The sequence below is a fragment of the Methylobacterium sp. J-026 genome (assembly GCF_022829585.1).
Lineage (GTDB): Bacteria > Pseudomonadota > Alphaproteobacteria > Rhizobiales > Beijerinckiaceae > Methylobacterium.
In genome coordinates, this window is sequence record NZ_JAKSYC010000195.1 from 1 (window position 1) to 15,662 (window position 15,662).

General features: G+C 73.6%; 16 protein-coding genes. 6 read left to right on the forward strand and 10 right to left on the reverse strand.

Features of this window, described 5'->3' with window-relative positions; genetic code table 11:
• From MKK69_RS18070 to MKK69_RS18085, 5 genes are all read right to left on the reverse strand, one after another.
• The coding region (locus MKK69_RS18070) for a PdxA family protein (protein WP_243970066.1) at nt 1–658 on the reverse strand (658 nt) is incomplete at its 3' end.
• The gene (locus MKK69_RS18075; RefSeq protein WP_243970069.1) at nt 655–1,758 is read right to left on the reverse strand and encodes a four-carbon acid sugar kinase family protein; all 1,104 of its coding nucleotides are present in this window, start codon (nt 1,756–1,758) and stop codon (nt 655–657) included. The genes MKK69_RS18075 and MKK69_RS18070, both read right to left, overlap by 4 nt.
• A gap of 268 nt (nt 1,759–2,026) precedes the next feature.
• Nucleotides 2,027–2,230 carry a DUF6883 domain-containing protein gene (locus MKK69_RS18080; protein WP_243970071.1) on the reverse strand — a complete coding sequence of 68 codons (204 nt, stop codon included), beginning with the start codon at nt 2,228–2,230 and terminating at the stop codon, nt 2,027–2,029.
• A 3-nt stretch (nt 2,231–2,233) separates the two neighbouring features.
• Entirely contained in the window at nt 2,234–2,368 is a 135-nt protein-coding gene (locus tag MKK69_RS31040) for a DUF6883 domain-containing protein (protein WP_279598472.1), read from the reverse strand.
• A complete protein-coding gene (locus MKK69_RS18085) occupies nt 2,365–2,835 on the reverse strand; it encodes a DUF4926 domain-containing protein (protein WP_243970072.1) in 471 nt (156 codons plus the stop codon). Before MKK69_RS18085 ends, MKK69_RS31040 begins: the two co-directional genes overlap by 4 nt.
• Nucleotides 2,836–3,007: 172 nt before the next feature.
• Here MKK69_RS18085 and MKK69_RS18090 point away from each other — a divergent pair, with 172 nt between their 5' ends.
• From MKK69_RS18090 to uraD, 6 genes are all read left to right on the forward strand, one after another.
• Nucleotides 3,008–4,018, forward strand: coding sequence for a 2-keto-3-deoxygluconate permease (locus MKK69_RS18090; RefSeq protein WP_279598473.1), 1,011 nt, complete (start codon nt 3,008–3,010; stop codon nt 4,016–4,018).
• 119 nt (nt 4,019–4,137) lie between these two features.
• Complete coding sequence (locus tag MKK69_RS18095) at nt 4,138–4,308, forward strand: DUF3606 domain-containing protein (protein ID WP_243970073.1); 171 nt, start codon at nt 4,138–4,140, stop codon at nt 4,306–4,308.
• A 94-nt stretch (nt 4,309–4,402) separates the two neighbouring features.
• Complete coding sequence (locus MKK69_RS18100; protein WP_243970075.1) at nt 4,403–4,603, forward strand: DUF2934 domain-containing protein; 201 nt, start codon at nt 4,403–4,405, stop codon at nt 4,601–4,603.
• Nucleotides 4,604–4,800: 197 nt separating this feature from the next.
• Nucleotides 4,801–5,316, forward strand: coding sequence for a hydroxyisourate hydrolase (gene uraH / locus MKK69_RS18105; protein ID WP_243970076.1), 516 nt, complete (start codon nt 4,801–4,803; stop codon nt 5,314–5,316).
• A 32-nt stretch (nt 5,317–5,348) separates the two neighbouring features.
• Nucleotides 5,349–5,702, forward strand: coding sequence for a hydroxyisourate hydrolase (gene uraH, locus MKK69_RS18110; protein WP_243970078.1), 354 nt, complete (start codon nt 5,349–5,351; stop codon nt 5,700–5,702).
• Between the two features lie 4 nt (nt 5,703–5,706).
• Nucleotides 5,707–6,216, forward strand: a complete 510-nt coding sequence (uraD, locus tag MKK69_RS18115) for a 2-oxo-4-hydroxy-4-carboxy-5-ureidoimidazoline decarboxylase (RefSeq protein WP_243970080.1) — start codon at nt 5,707–5,709, stop codon at nt 6,214–6,216.
• A 9-nt stretch (nt 6,217–6,225) separates the two neighbouring features.
• On the opposite strand, the gene MKK69_RS18120 is transcribed toward uraD, so the two are convergent.
• The 5 genes from MKK69_RS18120 to MKK69_RS18140 all read right to left on the reverse strand — a co-directional run bounded on the left by MKK69_RS18120 (nt 6,226) and on the right by MKK69_RS18140 (nt 15,589).
• Nucleotides 6,226–7,356, reverse strand: coding sequence for a methyl-accepting chemotaxis protein (locus MKK69_RS18120; RefSeq protein ID WP_243970082.1), 1,131 nt, complete (start codon nt 7,354–7,356; stop codon nt 6,226–6,228).
• 284 nt (nt 7,357–7,640) lie between these two features.
• Nucleotides 7,641–10,739 (reverse strand): ribonuclease E/G, encoded by a 3,099-nt coding sequence (locus tag MKK69_RS18125; protein WP_243970084.1) that lies wholly within the window; start codon nt 10,737–10,739, stop codon nt 7,641–7,643.
• A 619-nt stretch (nt 10,740–11,358) separates the two neighbouring features.
• The gene (gene glcF / locus MKK69_RS18130) at nt 11,359–12,687 is read right to left on the reverse strand and encodes a glycolate oxidase subunit GlcF (protein ID WP_243970086.1); all 1,329 of its coding nucleotides are present in this window, start codon (nt 12,685–12,687) and stop codon (nt 11,359–11,361) included.
• A 134-nt stretch (nt 12,688–12,821) separates the two neighbouring features.
• Complete coding sequence (locus MKK69_RS18135) at nt 12,822–14,009, reverse strand: FAD-binding protein (protein WP_243970087.1); 1,188 nt, start codon at nt 14,007–14,009, stop codon at nt 12,822–12,824.
• A 137-nt stretch (nt 14,010–14,146) separates the two neighbouring features.
• A complete protein-coding gene (locus tag MKK69_RS18140) occupies nt 14,147–15,589 on the reverse strand; it encodes a lipopolysaccharide biosynthesis protein (protein WP_243970089.1) in 1,443 nt (480 codons plus the stop codon).
• Nucleotides 15,590–15,662 lie beyond the last annotated feature (73 nt).

Below are 15,662 nucleotides of genomic sequence, written 5' to 3' on the forward strand. Positions count from 1 at the left end.
GCCCGAACAGGCCGCCCTCGCCGGCATGGGGGTTCAGCGCGGCGATGGCGATCTTCGGGTTCGTGATACCCAGGCCCTTCAGGGCTTTGTCGGTGAGGTCGATCACGAGGCGCAGGCGCTCCGGGGTCAGGCGCTTGGGCACGTCCTCCAGGGCGACGTGGGTGGTGACGTGGGAGACCCGCATGTTGCCGTGGGCCAGCATCATCACCGAGCCGCGCACGCCGGTCAGCTCCGCCAGCATCTCGGTGTGGCCGGCATAGTGGTAGCCGGCCTTGTTGAGCGCCTCCTTGTTGAGCGGTGCCGTGACGATGCCGCCGATCCGGCCCGCCAGGGCGAGGCGCACCCCGGATTCGATCGCCTTGTAGGCGAAGCGACCGCCATCGGCCGAGAGCCGGCCGGGCTCGATCGGGGCGCCCTCGGCGTCCGCCTGGAGGCAGCAGAGGGCCGGCCAGGCGCCGTCCTCGGTCACCTCCGGGATTGGCTCGGGCAGGAGGCCGAGCGCCGCCTCGGCCCGGTGCAGGGCCGGATTGCTGCCGATCACGACAAGCCGCAGATCACCGGCAGCGATCCGGTCCTTCAGCCGGGCGGCGGCCTTGACGATGATCTCCGGGCCGATCCCGGCCGGATCGCCCATGGTGATCGCGAGGTGAGGGGTCATGGGTCGCTCCTGTCGGGCGTGAAGCCGTTCCGATGAAGTAGATCCCGCCAGACGCCCTCCGTTCCGAAGGCGCCGGATTTCGACACCACCGCAAGCCCGTCCCAGCGACCGCCCCGCAGGGTCGAGCGGGGCAGGCCCGGGGCGATCTGGCCGGTGACGTCGAGGCGTTCGACCTGCAGGGCGAGGCAGAGCGCCTTCAGGGTCTCGCCGCCCGCCACCAGCAGCGTGCCGGGCTGCGGAATCCGGTCGACGAGACCCGCGAAGGCCCCGGCGATCCGCGCGGCGGCGGCCTCCCGGGCGGTGCCCTCCGGGAGCGCCAGGCTCGCCAGGGCGACGCCGTCCCGATCGAGGCGCGCGCTCACCGATCCGGCATGGTCGGTATCGTCCGGGGCCAGGACCAGCCGGTGGCGGCCGCAGGCTGCGAGCTGCGCCGCGGTCTCGGGCCGGTCGGAGCCGAACAGGCCGAGCACCGGCCCGACGAGGCGGTCGTCGCCCGGCGCCGCCGCGCCCCGCGCCAGCGCCGCCGCGAGGCCGCCGCTGCCGCACCACAGGACCGGGCCGCCGCGGCCGAGATCCGCGATCCGGGCGAGATCGGCGTCCGACGCCGCGTCGTAGACCGCCACGCCGGGCACGGGGCCCTCCGCCACCGTGGCCCGCCGCGCCGGCAGCCCGGCGGCCCGCAGCGCCGCGGCGATGTCGCCGGAGACCGGCCCCCAGCCCCCGTCGCCCCGGGCGTGCTGGCGCCCGTCCACCGTGCGGCGCCCCTGGTAGGGGAAGGCCGGCGCGACGATGCAGCGGTCCCAGGCGCCGATCCGCATCACCGCCGCGAGCTCCGCCGCCCAGGGGCCGCGCAGCAGGCTGTCGACCTTCTTGAAGGCGATGTCGGCCCCGCGGAGGCGGGGCGCCACGGCCCCGACGATCCGCTCGGCCGGCGCGGCCGCCCGTTCGCGGGTGCCGGAATCGATCGCCAGGCACCCGGACCCGGCATCGGTCAGGATCTCCGGCCACGCCACCGGGATCGGCCCGCACAGGCCGGTGAAGCCGGCCGCGGTGTCGAGGGTGCCGGTCAGGTCGTCGGCGATGAGGCGCAGGCGGATCATGGCAGGCGGGTCATGGCAAGCGGGTCATGGCAAGCGGGTCTTGGCAGGCGGGTCTTGGCAGGGGCGAGGCGCTCACGGCGTTTGCCCGAGCCCGATGGCGGCGTGGTCGCCGCCAGCACCGGCGCGCCGCGCGCGAAGGCCTGCTCCGGCGCTCATCCCTGGCTTTCCCGCGATCGGCAACCACAGCGTGTTGTGACGGTGTCCGCCGGATACGCCCGTCCTGCGCGGCGGGTCAAGGAATGCCGCGGAGACGGCGCGGAGCGGTTCCTCACCGTGTCCGCGGGATGGCGGTGATGAGACGCCACGCAACGCCGTCGGAGAGCGGCCACACCGTTCGCACGGTCGGGCTGCGCCCGTCGGGGGCGACGATCGGGCCCTCGTAGATCAGGCGTCTTCGTCCCGCGACGTCCGTTTCCTGAATCCGCAGGCCGGTCGCGGTCCGCTGGGCCAGCAGCGCCTCCGCCAACTGCATGGGTCAGGACGGATCGAAGCCGAAGGTCAGGAAATACCGTGCTTTTGGACCGTCTTTCGGATGGTTCACGTTCAGCAGGTAATGGACGATCTTGTCTTCGGGAACCTCGAAAAGCGGTTCCCGATCCCGGTCGATCAAGGCACCGAGCGCCCGATCCGCGCGATGCACGCCGCTTCCACCGTCGCCAGAGCGCCCATCGGTTCCGGAAACTCGACCTCGAACGCGTCACCCAAACCCCAGACGGCGACCACCGTCCCCTCGCGACCGGCGGGGATCGTGTCCCCATCGAGGGTCACGACGTCCGAAAGCAGGCGCACGTCGTCGAGCTCCCGGATGGCGCAGCCGGGCTGGTCCTTCCTCAACAGATACACGGCTTCGACCGACATGCCCGCATTCTGCCGCGCCTTCGACCGGGCCGCAAGGCATCCCCGGGGCCTCTCGCGGCCGGTGAGATCGTACTCGCTGGGCGGGCGCGCCTGCGCCGCGTCGGTCCCGTCGGCGATTCCCGTGCGGGCCGCGTGGTAGATGCTGTCGGCCGAGGCGCTGACGGGGGCCTCCGCCGGACCGGCAGGCGCCTCGGCCGGGCCGGAAAGGGCTGACGACATCCGGTACCGCCTTCGCGCGCAACGACGGCCAAGTCGGCGATGGGGCAGCCGGGTTGTCGACACGTCGGCGGTTCACCCCTGTGTTGCACGCACTTATCGAAAGGTTGTAGCTGGCGCCGGGGGGATGTGCGGGTGCCGGCCTCGGGACAGGGGCCGCACCGGAGGGCGGCCCATGCAGATTCCGATCAAGCGCGCGCTGGAGCGCGTCCCCGGCGGCCTGATGGTGGTGCCGCTCTTCCTCGGGGCGATCCTCCACACGCTGTTCCCGAACACCGCGACCTTCTTCGGCTCGTTCACCGGGGCGCTGTTCAACGGCGCGCTGCCGATCCTGGCCGTGTTCTTCGTCTGCATGGGCGCGGGCATCGACTTCCGCGCCACCCCGGCGATCGCCCGCAAGGGCGGCGTCCTGCTGGCCACCAAGGTCGGCGTCGCGGCGATCCTGGGCGTGGTCTTCGGCCAAGTCCTGGGCGAGGCGCCCATCGTGGGCGGGGCCTTCGCGGGGCTCTCGACCCTGGCGATCGTCGCCGCCATGAACGACACCAATGGCGGGCTGTACCTCGCCCTGATGGGCCAGTTCGGCCGCCCGAAGGACGCGGGCGCCTACGCGATCATGAGCCTCGAATCCGGCCCGTTCCTGACCATGGTGACCCTCGGGCTCGCGGGCCTCTCCGCCTTCCCGTGGCCGACGCTGGTGGGCAGCATCCTGCCGCTGGTGGTCGGCATGGTGCTGGGCAACTTCGACCGCGACATGCGCGCCTTCCTATCGGGGGCCGCCCCGGTGATGATCCCGTTCTTCGCCTTCGCGCTCGGGTTCGGGCTGGACCTCGGCAAGATCTGGCAGGCGGGCCTGCTCGGGATCGGCCTCGGCGCGGCGGTGGTCGCGGTCACGGGTGCGGTCCTGTTCGTCGCCGACCGGCTCACCGGGGGCAACGGGGTCGCCGGGGTGGCGGCCGCCTCCACGGCCGGCAACGCCGCCGCGGTGCCGGCGATCATCGCGGCCGCCAACCCCGCCTACGCGGAGGCCGCCGGCCCCGCCACCGTGCTGGTGGCGGCGAGCGTCGTCGTCTCGGCGCTGCTGGTGCCGCTGCTGACCGCCTTCGTGGCCGCCCGGGTCGGGCCGGAGGCGGAGCCGACCGAGCCCCGGCGCGCGCCCGTCCCGCGGCCCGCGACGCCCGGGCCCTGATCCGTCCACAGGCCCGCATCGACCCGGGCCCGGCTCGGCAACCGAAGGCGGTGACGCTCGGTTGTCTCAGCAGATGGCCCGGCACCGCCGCGGCGCAGGCACAGATCAGGACGCGCAGCATGTCCACCGAACCCAGAGGCAAGACGCATATCGACATCTACGACCGCGCCATGCGCGAGGCCTGGGCCCAGCGCTTCGGCGTGAGCGAGGAGCGCCTGCGCAAGGCCGTCACGATGGTGGGGAGCCGGATCACCAGCGTGGCCGCCTATCTCGACAAGCCGGCCATGTGAGGAGGCCGGCGGCGTCGCCGTGACGTCCGACGTTCATCCGCCTCCGGGGCCCTCGGCTCCGGAGCACCCGCCTCACGCCTCGGGTTCATCGTCCGTGTCCGACGACAAGACCGCGTCTCCCCCGGCCCCGGCGCCGGACACCATCCCCTTCGAGCAGATCCGCGAGCGCGCCTACGAATTGTGGGAGCGCAACCACCGGCCGGAGGGATTCGAGATCGAGTTCTGGCTCCTGGCCGAGCGGGAACTGCGCAAGGAGCGCGCGCGGCGCGCCGCCGCGAACGGGCCGGGGGCTTAGGGCTACGCCGTATCGCGGGGCCAGCCCGAGCCCTTGTTCCGGGCGGTTGCACGTCCCGCGATGCCGTGACCCGTGACCTGCGATGCGACCCCCCCTCGATCTGCTTCCTTGCGCCGCGCCGATCCTGGCGTGTCCCTTGCCTCCCGGAGCCCCATGAGCGATCGTCGGCGCGGCCGGCGGCGTGACGGGAGCCCGCCGTGGAGACACCTGCTCTGACACGCCGCCACTTCGCCGGCCTTGGCCTCGGAGGGGCCGCGGCCGCCGCGTCCGGCGGCGCGCTGGCCCAGGCCGGCCCGGCGCCCGCGTCCCCGGGCCAGCCCGGCCCGCTCGCCGCCGCGCCGGTCTCGCAGGCGGGTCTCGGCCCGCGCCTGACGCTGCACGCCATCGACAATTTCCACGGGACGCCGGCCGCCGGCATGGTCTGCGATCTCGCCTGGCGGGAGGGCGACACCCTCACGCCGATCAAGACCGTGGTCACGGGCGCTAACGGCCGGCCGGCGGAGCCGCTCCTCGCCGATGCCGCGCTGCGGGTCGGCCAGTACGAGCTGCTGATGCATGTCGCGGCCTATTTCGCCGCCCGCGGCGTGAGCCTGCCGAGCCCGAACTTCCTCGACCGCGTGCCGATCCGCTTCCGGATCCGCGACGCGGGCCAGCGCCACCATCTGCCGGTGCTGTTCACGCCCTGGGGCTATTCCTACTATCGCGGCAGCTGACCTCGATCCCCCGACCGTCAGGACATCGACTTATGGCCGGCATCTCGACCCACGTCCTCGACACCGATCGCGGCCGCCCCGCCGCGGGGATCCGCATCGATTTCTCCGTCCTGGAGGGCGAGACGTGGCGGCTCGTGAAGAGCGTCGTGACGAACGCGGACGGCCGCACCGACCAGCCGATCCTGGCGCCCGAGGAGGCCCGGGTCGGCCAGTATCAGCTGGCCTTCCACGTCGAGGATTATTTCCGGCGCCGGCCCGGCACCGCGCAGGCCGACATCTTCATCGACGACCCCGTGGTGCGCTTCGCGATCTTCGACCCGGCCCAGCATTACCACGTGCCGATGCTGTGCGCGCCCGGGAGCTTCACCACCTATCGCGGCAGCTGAGGCCGTGACCGACCTCGCCGCCGTCAACCGGATGGATGCGGGCGCCTTCGAGGCCCGCCTCGGGGGCGTGTTCGAGCACGCGGCCTGGGTGGCGCGGGACGCCTGGGCCGCGCGGCCCTTCGCCAGCGTCGCCGACCTGCACGCGGCCATGATGCGGGCGGTGCGGTCCGCCCCCGCGGCGGCGCAGCTCGCCTTCCTCAACGGCCATCCGGAACTCGCCGGCCCGGAGGCGCGGGCACGCAGCCTGACGGACGACTCGGCGCGCGAGCAGGACGGCGCCGGCCTCGCCCGGATGAGCGAGGCCGAGGCGGCGGCCTTCGACCGCCTGAACGCCGCCTATCGCGCCCGGTTCGGCATCCCGTTCATCATCGCGGTGCGCGGGCGCGGACGGGCCGAGATCCTGGCCGCGTTCGAGGCCCGCCTCGGCCGGGATCGGGCGGCCGAGATGGAGACCGCCCTGGAGGAGGTCGCGCAGATCACCCGCCTGCGGCTCGATCGCCTGATCGACGGCTGAGCTGCCGCGTCAGGCCGCGGCGACCGCTTTCCCCACGTCCTTGATGGCCGCCTCGAAGGCGATGAAGGCCGCGGTCGCCTCGTCCCAGGCCTGGGCGCGCACGTGGCGGAGCATCGCCGCGGCCTGCTCCCGGGCCTGCGCCAGGGGCACCTCCACGGCGGCCGGCCGGGCCGGATCGGCGGGAACGGCCGCCGGCGGCGTGTCCGCCGGGCGCATCCCCACCAGGGTCGCCGCGATGGCGCGGCGCCACAGGGCGCAGTCGGCCGGGAGGCGGATCACGCGCGCCTCCGTCCCTTGCTCCGCCCCTTGCCGGGTCTGCTGGTCGAGCAGGGTGCGGCCGAGATCCTCGATCTGCTCGAGCTGGCCGAGGGCGTCGCCGATCTCCCGGCGCGCCTTGTCGGTGCCCTCCGCGATCTGGCCGACGGTGCGGGCGATGTCGCCGGTGGCCTGGATCTGCTGGTTCAGGATCTCGGCGGCCTCGCGCATCTGCGCCGCGACGTTGGCGACGGCGCCGCTCTCGGCCTCGACGCGGGCATTGGCCCGCATCATGGCGCCGGACCCGGCCTCGACCGCGTTGCGGCTGCGGGTGACCGCGGCCTGCATCGCCGCCATCTCCTCGCGCAGGCCGGCCACGCGGGCGCGGATCTCGTCGGTCGCGCGGGCCGTCTGCGCCGACAGCGTCTTCACCTCGGCGGCGACCACGGCAAAGCCCCGCCCGGCCTCGCCCGCCCGGGCCGCCTCGATCGTGGCGTTCAGCGCCAGCAGGTTGGTCTGGGCCGAGATCGCCGCGATGGTGCCGGCCATCTCCTCGATCCGCAGGGCCGCGGTCGAGAAGCTGTCGAGCCGGCTGCCGATCTCCTCGGTGCCTTCCTCGATGCCGCGCATCCCCTCGGTGGCGCGCTGCAGGTCGCCGACGCAGGTGGCGATGCCGGCGCGGGCCGTCTCGGCGGTCTCGGCGGCCGAGGTGGAGCGGGCGGCGATCTCCCCCGTGGTGGCGGCGAGTTCCTCACTCGCGGCCGCGATCAGCCGCGTCTGCTCGGCGGTGCCGGTGGCATCGTTGGTCATCCAGCCGATCGAGGTCCCGGCATCCGAGGCCGCGGCCGACATCCGCGCCAGGAGGGCCTGCCAGTCCCGACTCACGGAAAACTCCGGTTCCGGGCGCGGATCCGGCGCGGCCGGCGCCGCGGCAACGATCACCGCCGGGCCGGCCTCCGCTACGGCAGGAAGCCCCGCACCTCGGCGTTTGAGGCGCAAATTGAACATGAAACGCGCTCCGGCAATCGAATCGGTGCGCAGAATGGCATCAAAACTTCAAATTGGCCTTAAGATTATCGGGTCGGCTGGCGCTGCGGCGCGCATGTCCGGCGCCGAAGACGGCCCGGTGCCGCGCCCCCGGACCGAAACCGATCCGGGGGCGCGGGTGCTCATTCGCCCGTCAGCGCGGCCTTGGTGCGGGACCACCAGCCGGCGCGCTTGGGCCGGTCCGGGTCGGCCGGCGGAGTCAGCACGACCGCGACCGGCTCGGGCGCGTATTCAACCGCGGACTCGGGGGCCGGCTCGGCGGCCCCGTTCGCCGCGGGGTGTTCGGCGGCGTCCGGCTCCGGTGCGGCGGCCACCGGCAGATCCACCGCGGTCTCGCCGCGGGCGGCTGCGGGCGCGGCCTCCACGACCTCGGCCACGGCCCGGTCGCTCACCGGCTCCTCCGCCGACAGGGCGACGACGTCCTCGGCGGAGGCCGGGGCGTCCTCCATCTCGGCGGCCTCGCGGGTACGGCCCTCGCCGCGCCCGCGTCCGCCCCGGCGTCCGCGGCGACGGCGACGGCCGCCCTCGTCCTCGGCCGGGACGGCCTCGTCCTGGCCCGCGGCGGTCTCGTCGGCGGTCCCGCTCCCGGCCGCGACGGCGGCCTCGGCCGTCTCGCCGACGGGCTCCTCGGTCCGGGCCGGCTCTTCGCCGTCCCAGTCCTCGTCCCGGCCGTCCTCGTCCGGACGCGCCCCGTCCTGTTGCTCCTCCTCGGACCGGCCGTCCTCCGCGCGGCCGTCCGCGCGGCCGCCACGCCGGCGGCGGCGGCGACGGCGGCGGCGGCCGTCCCCCTCGTCGCGGGTCCCGTCCTCCCGCGCCTCGGTGCGGCCCTCCTCGGCGTCGCCCTCGGGCTCCGCCTCGGCCTCGACCCCGACCTCGGACTCGGCCTCGTTGATCTCTTCGTCCTCGTCCTCGAGCTCCGTCGTGGGCGAGATCGCCTGGGCGCGCACCCCCGTGACGGGGCCCTCCGCCCGCTGGGCCGTCTCCCCCCGGTCGAGCTGGAACGCCGCGGTCGCCGCCAGCCGCTCGTCGGCCGCGATCGTGATGGTCACGCCGAAGCGGACCTCAAGTTCGCGCAGGTGCCCGCGCTTCTGGTTGAGGATGTAGAGGGCGACCTCGGTGCGGGTGCGCAGCACGAGGTTGTGGGAGGCCGACTTGAGCAGCGCCTCCTCGATCGAGCGCAGGATGTGCAACGCCACCGAGGCGGTGGCGCGCACGTAGCCCGAGCCGCCGCAATGCACGCACGGGATCGAGGACGATTCGAGCACGCCGGTGCGGATGCGCTGGCGGCTCATCTCCATCAGGCCGAAGGGCGAGATCCGGCCGACCTGGATGCGGGCGCGGTCGTTCTTCAGGCAGTCGTTGAGCTTCTTCTCGACCGCGCGGTTGTTGCGCTTCTCCTCCATGTCGATGAAGTCGATGACGATCAGGCCCGCGAGGTCGCGCAGGCGCAGCTGGCGGGCGACCTCCTCGGCCGCCTCCAGGTTCGTCCGCAGCGCGGTGTCCTCGATGTCGTGCTCGCGGGTCGAGCGGCCCGAGTTCACGTCGATCGAGACCAGCGCCTCGGTCGGGTTGATGACCAGATAGCCGCCGGATTTCAGCGAGACATGGGTCGAGAACATCGCGTCGAGCTGCTGCTCGACCCCGAAGCGGGCGAAGATCGGGGTCGAATCGCGGTAGGGCTTCACGACCTTGGACTGGCCGGGCATCAGCATCCGCATGAAGTCCTTGGCCTCGGCGTAGGCCTCCTCGCCGGCGACCAGAACCTCATCCAGATCCTTGTTGAACAGATCGCGGATCGCCCGCTTGATCAGCGAGCCCTCCTCGTAGACCAGGGCGGGGGCCATCGAGGTGAGCGTCAGCTCCCGGACCGATTCCCACAGGCGCATCAGGTACTCGAAGTCCCGGGCGATCTCGGGCTTGGAGCGCGAGGCGCCGGCGGTGCGCAGGATCACGCCCATCCCCTCCGGCACCTCCAGGTCCGCCACGACCTCCTTGAGGCGCTTGCGGTCGGCCGCCGAGGTGATCTTGCGGGAGATCCCGCCGCCCCGGCCGGTATTGGGCATCAGCACCGAGTAGCGGCCGGCCAGCGACAGGTAGGTGGTGAGCGCCGCGCCCTTCGTGCCGCGCTCCTCCTTGACGACCTGCACCAGGATGATCTGGCGGCGCTTGATCACCTCCTGGATCTTGTACTGGCGGCGGTAGTGGCGGGGCCGCTCGGGGATCTCGGCCAGCGCATCGCCGTTGCCGCCGATCTGGGCGATCCGCGGCTCGGCGTCGGGATCGTCCGACTCCTCGTCAGACTCCTCGTCCGAATCCTCATCCTCGTCGGACTCGTCCTCGTCGTCCTCCGAGTCGTCCTCGTCCTCGTCGTCTTCGTCCTCCTCGGGCTCGTCCTCGTCGGACAGCTCGTCGGCCTCGCCGGTGGCCGGACCGCTGCGGCCCGACGCCTCCGCGGCATCCTCCGCCACGGTCTCGGCCGGCGCGTCGGCCACGGTCAGCGCCTCCGCGACGGCGATCCGGGCCTCGGGCTCGACCGCGTCGTCGGGCTCGGCCGCGGAGTGCTCGGGCCGCGCCTCGGCGGCCGGATCGGCGGCGTGCTCCGCCCGTGTCTCCGGGAGGTCCCCGGCCTCGGTCTCGGAGGCGAGCGCCTCCTGCACCGCCTCGGGGTTCTCGGCGAGGGCGTCGGGCATGCCGGCGGGGGCGATCCCGGCCTCGGCGGGGGTCTCGGCGGGGGTCTCGGAATGGTCCGCCCCGTGATCCGCGTCATGACCCTGGCCGTGATCCGCCCCGTGATCCTCGGCCGGATGCGCCGCGTGCGGATCCTCGGCGCTCACCGTCTCGTCGGTGCCGCGGACGCGGGCCTCCGCGCGGCGGCCCCGGGAGCGGCGCGGCGACCGGCGGCGGCGCTCCTCGCGCTCGCGGTGCTCCTCGGCGTCGCGCGCCTCCTCCTCCAGCAGCGCCTGCCGGTCGGCGAGGGGGATCTGGTAGTAGTCGGGGTGGATCTCGTTGAAGGCCAGGAAGCCGTGGCGGTTGCCGCCATACTCCACGAAGGCCGCCTGGAGCGACGGCTCCACGCGGGTGACCTTGGCGAGATAGATGTTGCCGCGCAGCTGGCGCCGGTTGGCGGCCTCGAAGTCGAATTCCTCGACCCTAGACCCTTGGACCGTGACGACCCGGGTCTCTTCCGGGTGCATCGCGTCGATCAGCATTTTGTTGGCCATGTCGGACTCTCGGCATGGCGGCCGACGTCGTTCTCCGTGCCCGTGGTCCCGGCGGCGCCTCGCACGACCGGAATGCGGTCGCCGATGGCGCCGGCCTCGTCGCCGAGGCGGCTGGGTTCGAGGGGAAATTGCCGTCAACCGCCGTTCGGCGCCCTGGGCGCCTGGGGTTGAAACAGGCCGGGTGGGCGGACGGACCGGTGCGACGCAGGTCCTGCGCCTCCGGGGCACGCGCAGCGCCATGCTGGGCCGTGCTTCCGTCCATCCTGGTTCCGACCTCGCGAAACAATCTCGGCCGGATCGGGACCGGCCGTGAATTCCTGGGGTGCGACGGAGGATCTCCGCCGCGTCGTGCGACACCTGCCCGATCGGGGGCGAGACCCGTCGCCGCCAGACGGGACGACAGGGCCCGCCGCGACGCCGCGGCCGTTTTCGCGAGGAATTCGGCCACGTCCGCGGGCCGTTGCGGCGACCGGCGGGACCGGAGAGGGGTCGGTATCATTACAGACCGCCGCGCGGATTTGGCAAGGGTCAAGCGTGAATAGATGTCACGGGGCTGTCACGGGCGATGGGCCCGCGCGGAGGTGGGCTTAGGTCGGCGCGCGCGTCGTTCGCCGATGCGTTACTCCGCCGCCGCGAGCCGCGGCGCCACCCCGGCGAGCGCCGCCGGCTTCGGGCCGCCGGTCGCCCAGTCGAGCAGCTCCACCGTGTGGACGATCGGGATGCCGGTGCCCTTCCCGATCTGCGTGGCGCAGCCGATATTGCCGGTGGCGATCACGTCGGGGCGGATGCGCTCGATGTTGGCGACCTTGCGGGCGCGCAGCTTCCCGGCGAGTTCCGGCTGCAGGATGTTGTAGGTCCCGGCCGAGCCGCAGCAGATATGGCCCTCCGGCACGTCCTTCACGGTGAAGCCGGCGCGCTTGAGCAGGGTCTTGGGCTCCAGGCGGATGCCCTGGCCGTGCTGCATCGAGCAGGCCGAGTGGTAGGCGACCACGAGGTCGTTCTCGACGACCGGCGCGAGGTCGAGCAGGGCCACGTACTCGGTGACGTCCTTGGCCAGCGCCGAGACCCGCCGCGCCTTCTCGGCATAGGCCGGGTCGTCGCGGAACATGAAGCCGTAATCCTTGATGGTCGTGCCGCAGCCCGAGGCCGTGACCAGGATCGCGTCGAGGCCCTTGGCGATCTCCGCGTCCCAGGCGTCGATCGTCTGCTTGGCGTGGGCGTGGGCCGAGGCCTCCTTGCCCATGTGGTGGGTCAGCGCCCCGCAGCAGCCCTCCTGGGCATGGACCACCTCGATCCCGTGGCGGTTGAGCAGGCGGATCGCCGCCGCGTTGAAGTCCGGCCGCAGCACGCTCTGGGCGCAGCCGCGCAGCAGGGCGACGCGCCGTCCCGCCGTCCCGGTCGTCGCCGGGAACCGGCCGGGCCGGTTGGTCGGCTCCCGGGGCGGCCTCCCGGCCGGGGCGAGGTCGAGCATGGCGGCGAGCCGGTTGCCGACCCGGGGCAGCCGCGCCACGAGACCCCGGAACGGGGCGCCGAGCTTGGCGGCGATCAGCGCCAGGCGGAATCGCCCCGGGTAGGGCAGGACCTGCGCCAGCACGGCCCGCAGGAACCGGTCATCCGCCGGGCGCGCGAAGGTCGTCTCGATATGGGCGCGGGCATGGTCGACCAAGTGCATGTAATGCACCCCCGACGGGCAGGTGGTCATGCAGGACAGGCAGGAGAGGCAGCGGTCGACATGCTTGACCACCTCCTGCGAGGCCGGCTTGCCGCCCTCCAGCATATCCTTGATCAGGTAGATCCGGCCCCGCGGGGAATCGAGCTCGTCGCCGAGCAGCAGGTAGGTCGGGCAGGTGGCCGTGCAGAAGCCGCAATGCACGCAGGTCCGCAGGATTTTTTCCGAGGCCGCCATGGCGGGGTCGGCGAGCTGGGCGGGGGCGAAGTTGGTTTGCACGGTCTCTTCCTGCCTGCTCTCCTCCCCCTTGCGGGGAGGAGTGGGAGGTGGGGGTGGCTCAGGATCGAGCGCTGCGGTGCCTCCTGCACCACCCCCACCCCTGGCCCCTCCCCGCAGGGGGGAGGGGATGAACCTCACACCTGCGCGTACATCCGCCCCGGGTTGAGCACGCCGGCGGGATCGTGCGCGGCCTTGATCCCCGCGCCGAGCCGCATCAGCGGCTCGGCGAGCGGCTGGAACACCGGCACGGCGGCGCGCACCGCGTCGGGGGCGCGCACCAGCGTGGCGTGGCCGCCCTGGGCCTGCACCGCCTTCCGCACCGGCCCGGCGCCGGCATCGCCGTCGGCGCCGGTGGCGAGCCAGATCAGGCCGCCGCCCCAGTCGTAGAACCAGCGCGCGTCCCGCTCGGCCGCGACCGCCGCCGCCAGGGCCGGCCCGTGCGTCGGCGCCGTCGAGATTCGCCACAGGGCGGCGTCCCGGGGCTCGGCGAGCGGGGCGGCGTCGCGCACGGAGCGCCAGAGGGCGGCGCCGGCCGCGCCGTCCACGATCTCCGGCTGGCCGTAGCGCTTGAGCAGGCGGCGCAGCTCCCCCGTCCGGTACGCGATGGAGTCGGAAAACCCCTCGCAGCGCATCAGCGTCCGCGCCTCCGGGGCGCCGATCCCCGCGGGCAGGTGCGCCGCCCCGGTCAGCTCGAAGGGCGAGCCCAGCGCCTCCGACAGCGCCGTCACCGCCCGGGTATCGTCGAGTCCGGAGAACACCAGGGTGGCGACCCGCTCGCTCACCGGCAGGACCTTGAAGGTCACCTCGGTGAGCAGCCCCAGCGTCCCGTGCGCGCCGGCCATCAGCTTCACGAGGTCGAGCCCGGTGACGTTCTTCATCACCCGCCCGCCCGACTTGATCGCCTCGCCCCGGCCGTTGACGAAGCGCACGCCGATCAGGCTGTCCCGGGCCGCCCCGGCATTGATCCGGCGCGGGCCGGCATTGTTGATCGCCGCCACGGCGCCGAGGGTCGGTTCGCCGCCGGTGCCGTAGAGGCCGCGAAAATCCATGGGCTCGAACGGCAGCATCTGGCCCCGGGAGGCGAGCAGCGCCTCGACCTCGGCGAGGGGCGTCCCGGCGCGGGCGGCCACCACCATCTCGGCGGGCTCGTAGAGCGTGACGCCGGTGAGTGCCCGGGCGGAGAGGGTGTCGCTGTCCTGCGCGGGCCGGCCGAGCCCCGCCGCGGTGCCGCCGCCTTCGAGCCGCAGGCGCGCGCCCCGCCCGGCGGCGTCGCGCACGATCGCCCCGGCCTGCGCCTCGGTCTCGGGCTCGTAGACGCCCATCGTTTCCGTCCCGGTGCTGTTTGTATCCGTTCCAGGACGGGTGTCGCCGGAACGGCGACCGGATTCAAGCGGGGGCGGCGTCGCGGGGCCGGCCGGGGCTTTCAGCGGCGGGCTTTTCTCCGCGGCGGCCGGGACGGCTATTCCGCCGCCACCGCCCGCGCCGGATGCAGGCGCGCGCCGACCTGGCGGCGCAGGCCCGCGATGTCGAAGATCCAGACCAGCGCCCCGTAGAGGGCCATCCCGGCCGGGACCAGCACCGCCAGGGCGGTGGCCGGGGGCAGGTGGCGGAACGGCGCCAGCGTCAGGCCCATCGCGGCGCAGGCCAGCGACGCCGCCCCGATCCCGCCCCAGGGCAGGCGGATGCGCTGCGGGCCCGTGAGCGCGCGCCCGCCGAGCCAGAGCGCGGCGGCGGCGAGGCCGGCGGTCTGCGCCAGGGCGACCCCGATCCCGCCCATCCGATCCGGGAGGACCAGCAGGCCGGCGCCGTTGACCGCGAGCCCGACCAGGGCCGCGGCGATCACCGGCAGGGTCCGGCGGCGGATCTGGAAGACCGGGTTGAGGGCGTAGAACATCATCGTCAGGCAGAACAGGCCCGGCATCAGCGCGACGCTGTAGCTCTCGAACGGGCCGCGATAGGCGTCCGGCACCACCAGCGCCTGGAGCGCCGGGAGCACGGCCCAGAAGCCGACCGCGCAGGGCGCCAGCAGCGCGAACACCATGCCGGCATTCCCGGCGACCTGCGCCTCGGCGGCGGCGCGCCCGTGCCGCTCCTCGGCCTGGACGGCGAGCTGGAACAGCAGCAGGTCGAGGGCGGTGCCGAGCGTCATCAGGGCGCGGGCGGTGACGTCGGCCGCCAGGGCGAAGTAGCCGGCCTCCGCGAAGCCGGCCTGGCCCGCGACGGCGCCCCGGTTGACGAAGGCGAGGCACTGGTAGGCGGTGTTGGCGGCGATCAACGGCAGGCCGTAGCGGGCGAAGACCCCCCAGGTCGCCGACAGGCGCGGCCGCTCGAACGGCGTGCGCGGGTCGCGCAGCGGGTGGCGCAGCAGGAGGACCGCGAGGAACTGGCTGAGCCCGGCCGCGGCCAGCACCCAGGCGGGCTGCGGCAGCCACCATGCGGCGGCCGCCATCAGGGCGAAGGCGAGGACGTTCTTGACCGCGACGAGGCCGAGATAGAGCTTCCCGTCGAACCGGGCCCGGGCGAGGGCCGCGTGATAGTCGAAGACGCCGATGCCGAGGGCGGCCAGCCCGGTGCCGCACAGCACCGCCGCGTGCCCGTCCGCGCCGTCGCCGAGACCGAGGGCCCCGCACAGGGCGGCGGCGGCGAGGAGCAGCAGGCCGATGCGCAGATAGGCCCGGTCGAGCCCGTGGCGAATCCAGGGCTCGTCGACCCGCACCCGCCCCGAGTAGAAGCGCGTCGCCGAGAGCCGCAGCCACTCGAACAGCACCGTGTTGAGCACGGTCGCCCCGGTGGTCGCCAGGGCGAACCGGCCGAAATCGGCCGGCCCGAGCAGCTTGGCGATCAGCAGGCCGAGGACGAAGTTGAGCCCGGCATTGATGATGAAGGCGGCGATCACGGCCATGGACGGCAACTCATGAGCGTCGAGGGGCTTCGGGACGGTGTCGGCACGGTAGGGCCGGACGTGTAAGACTCCT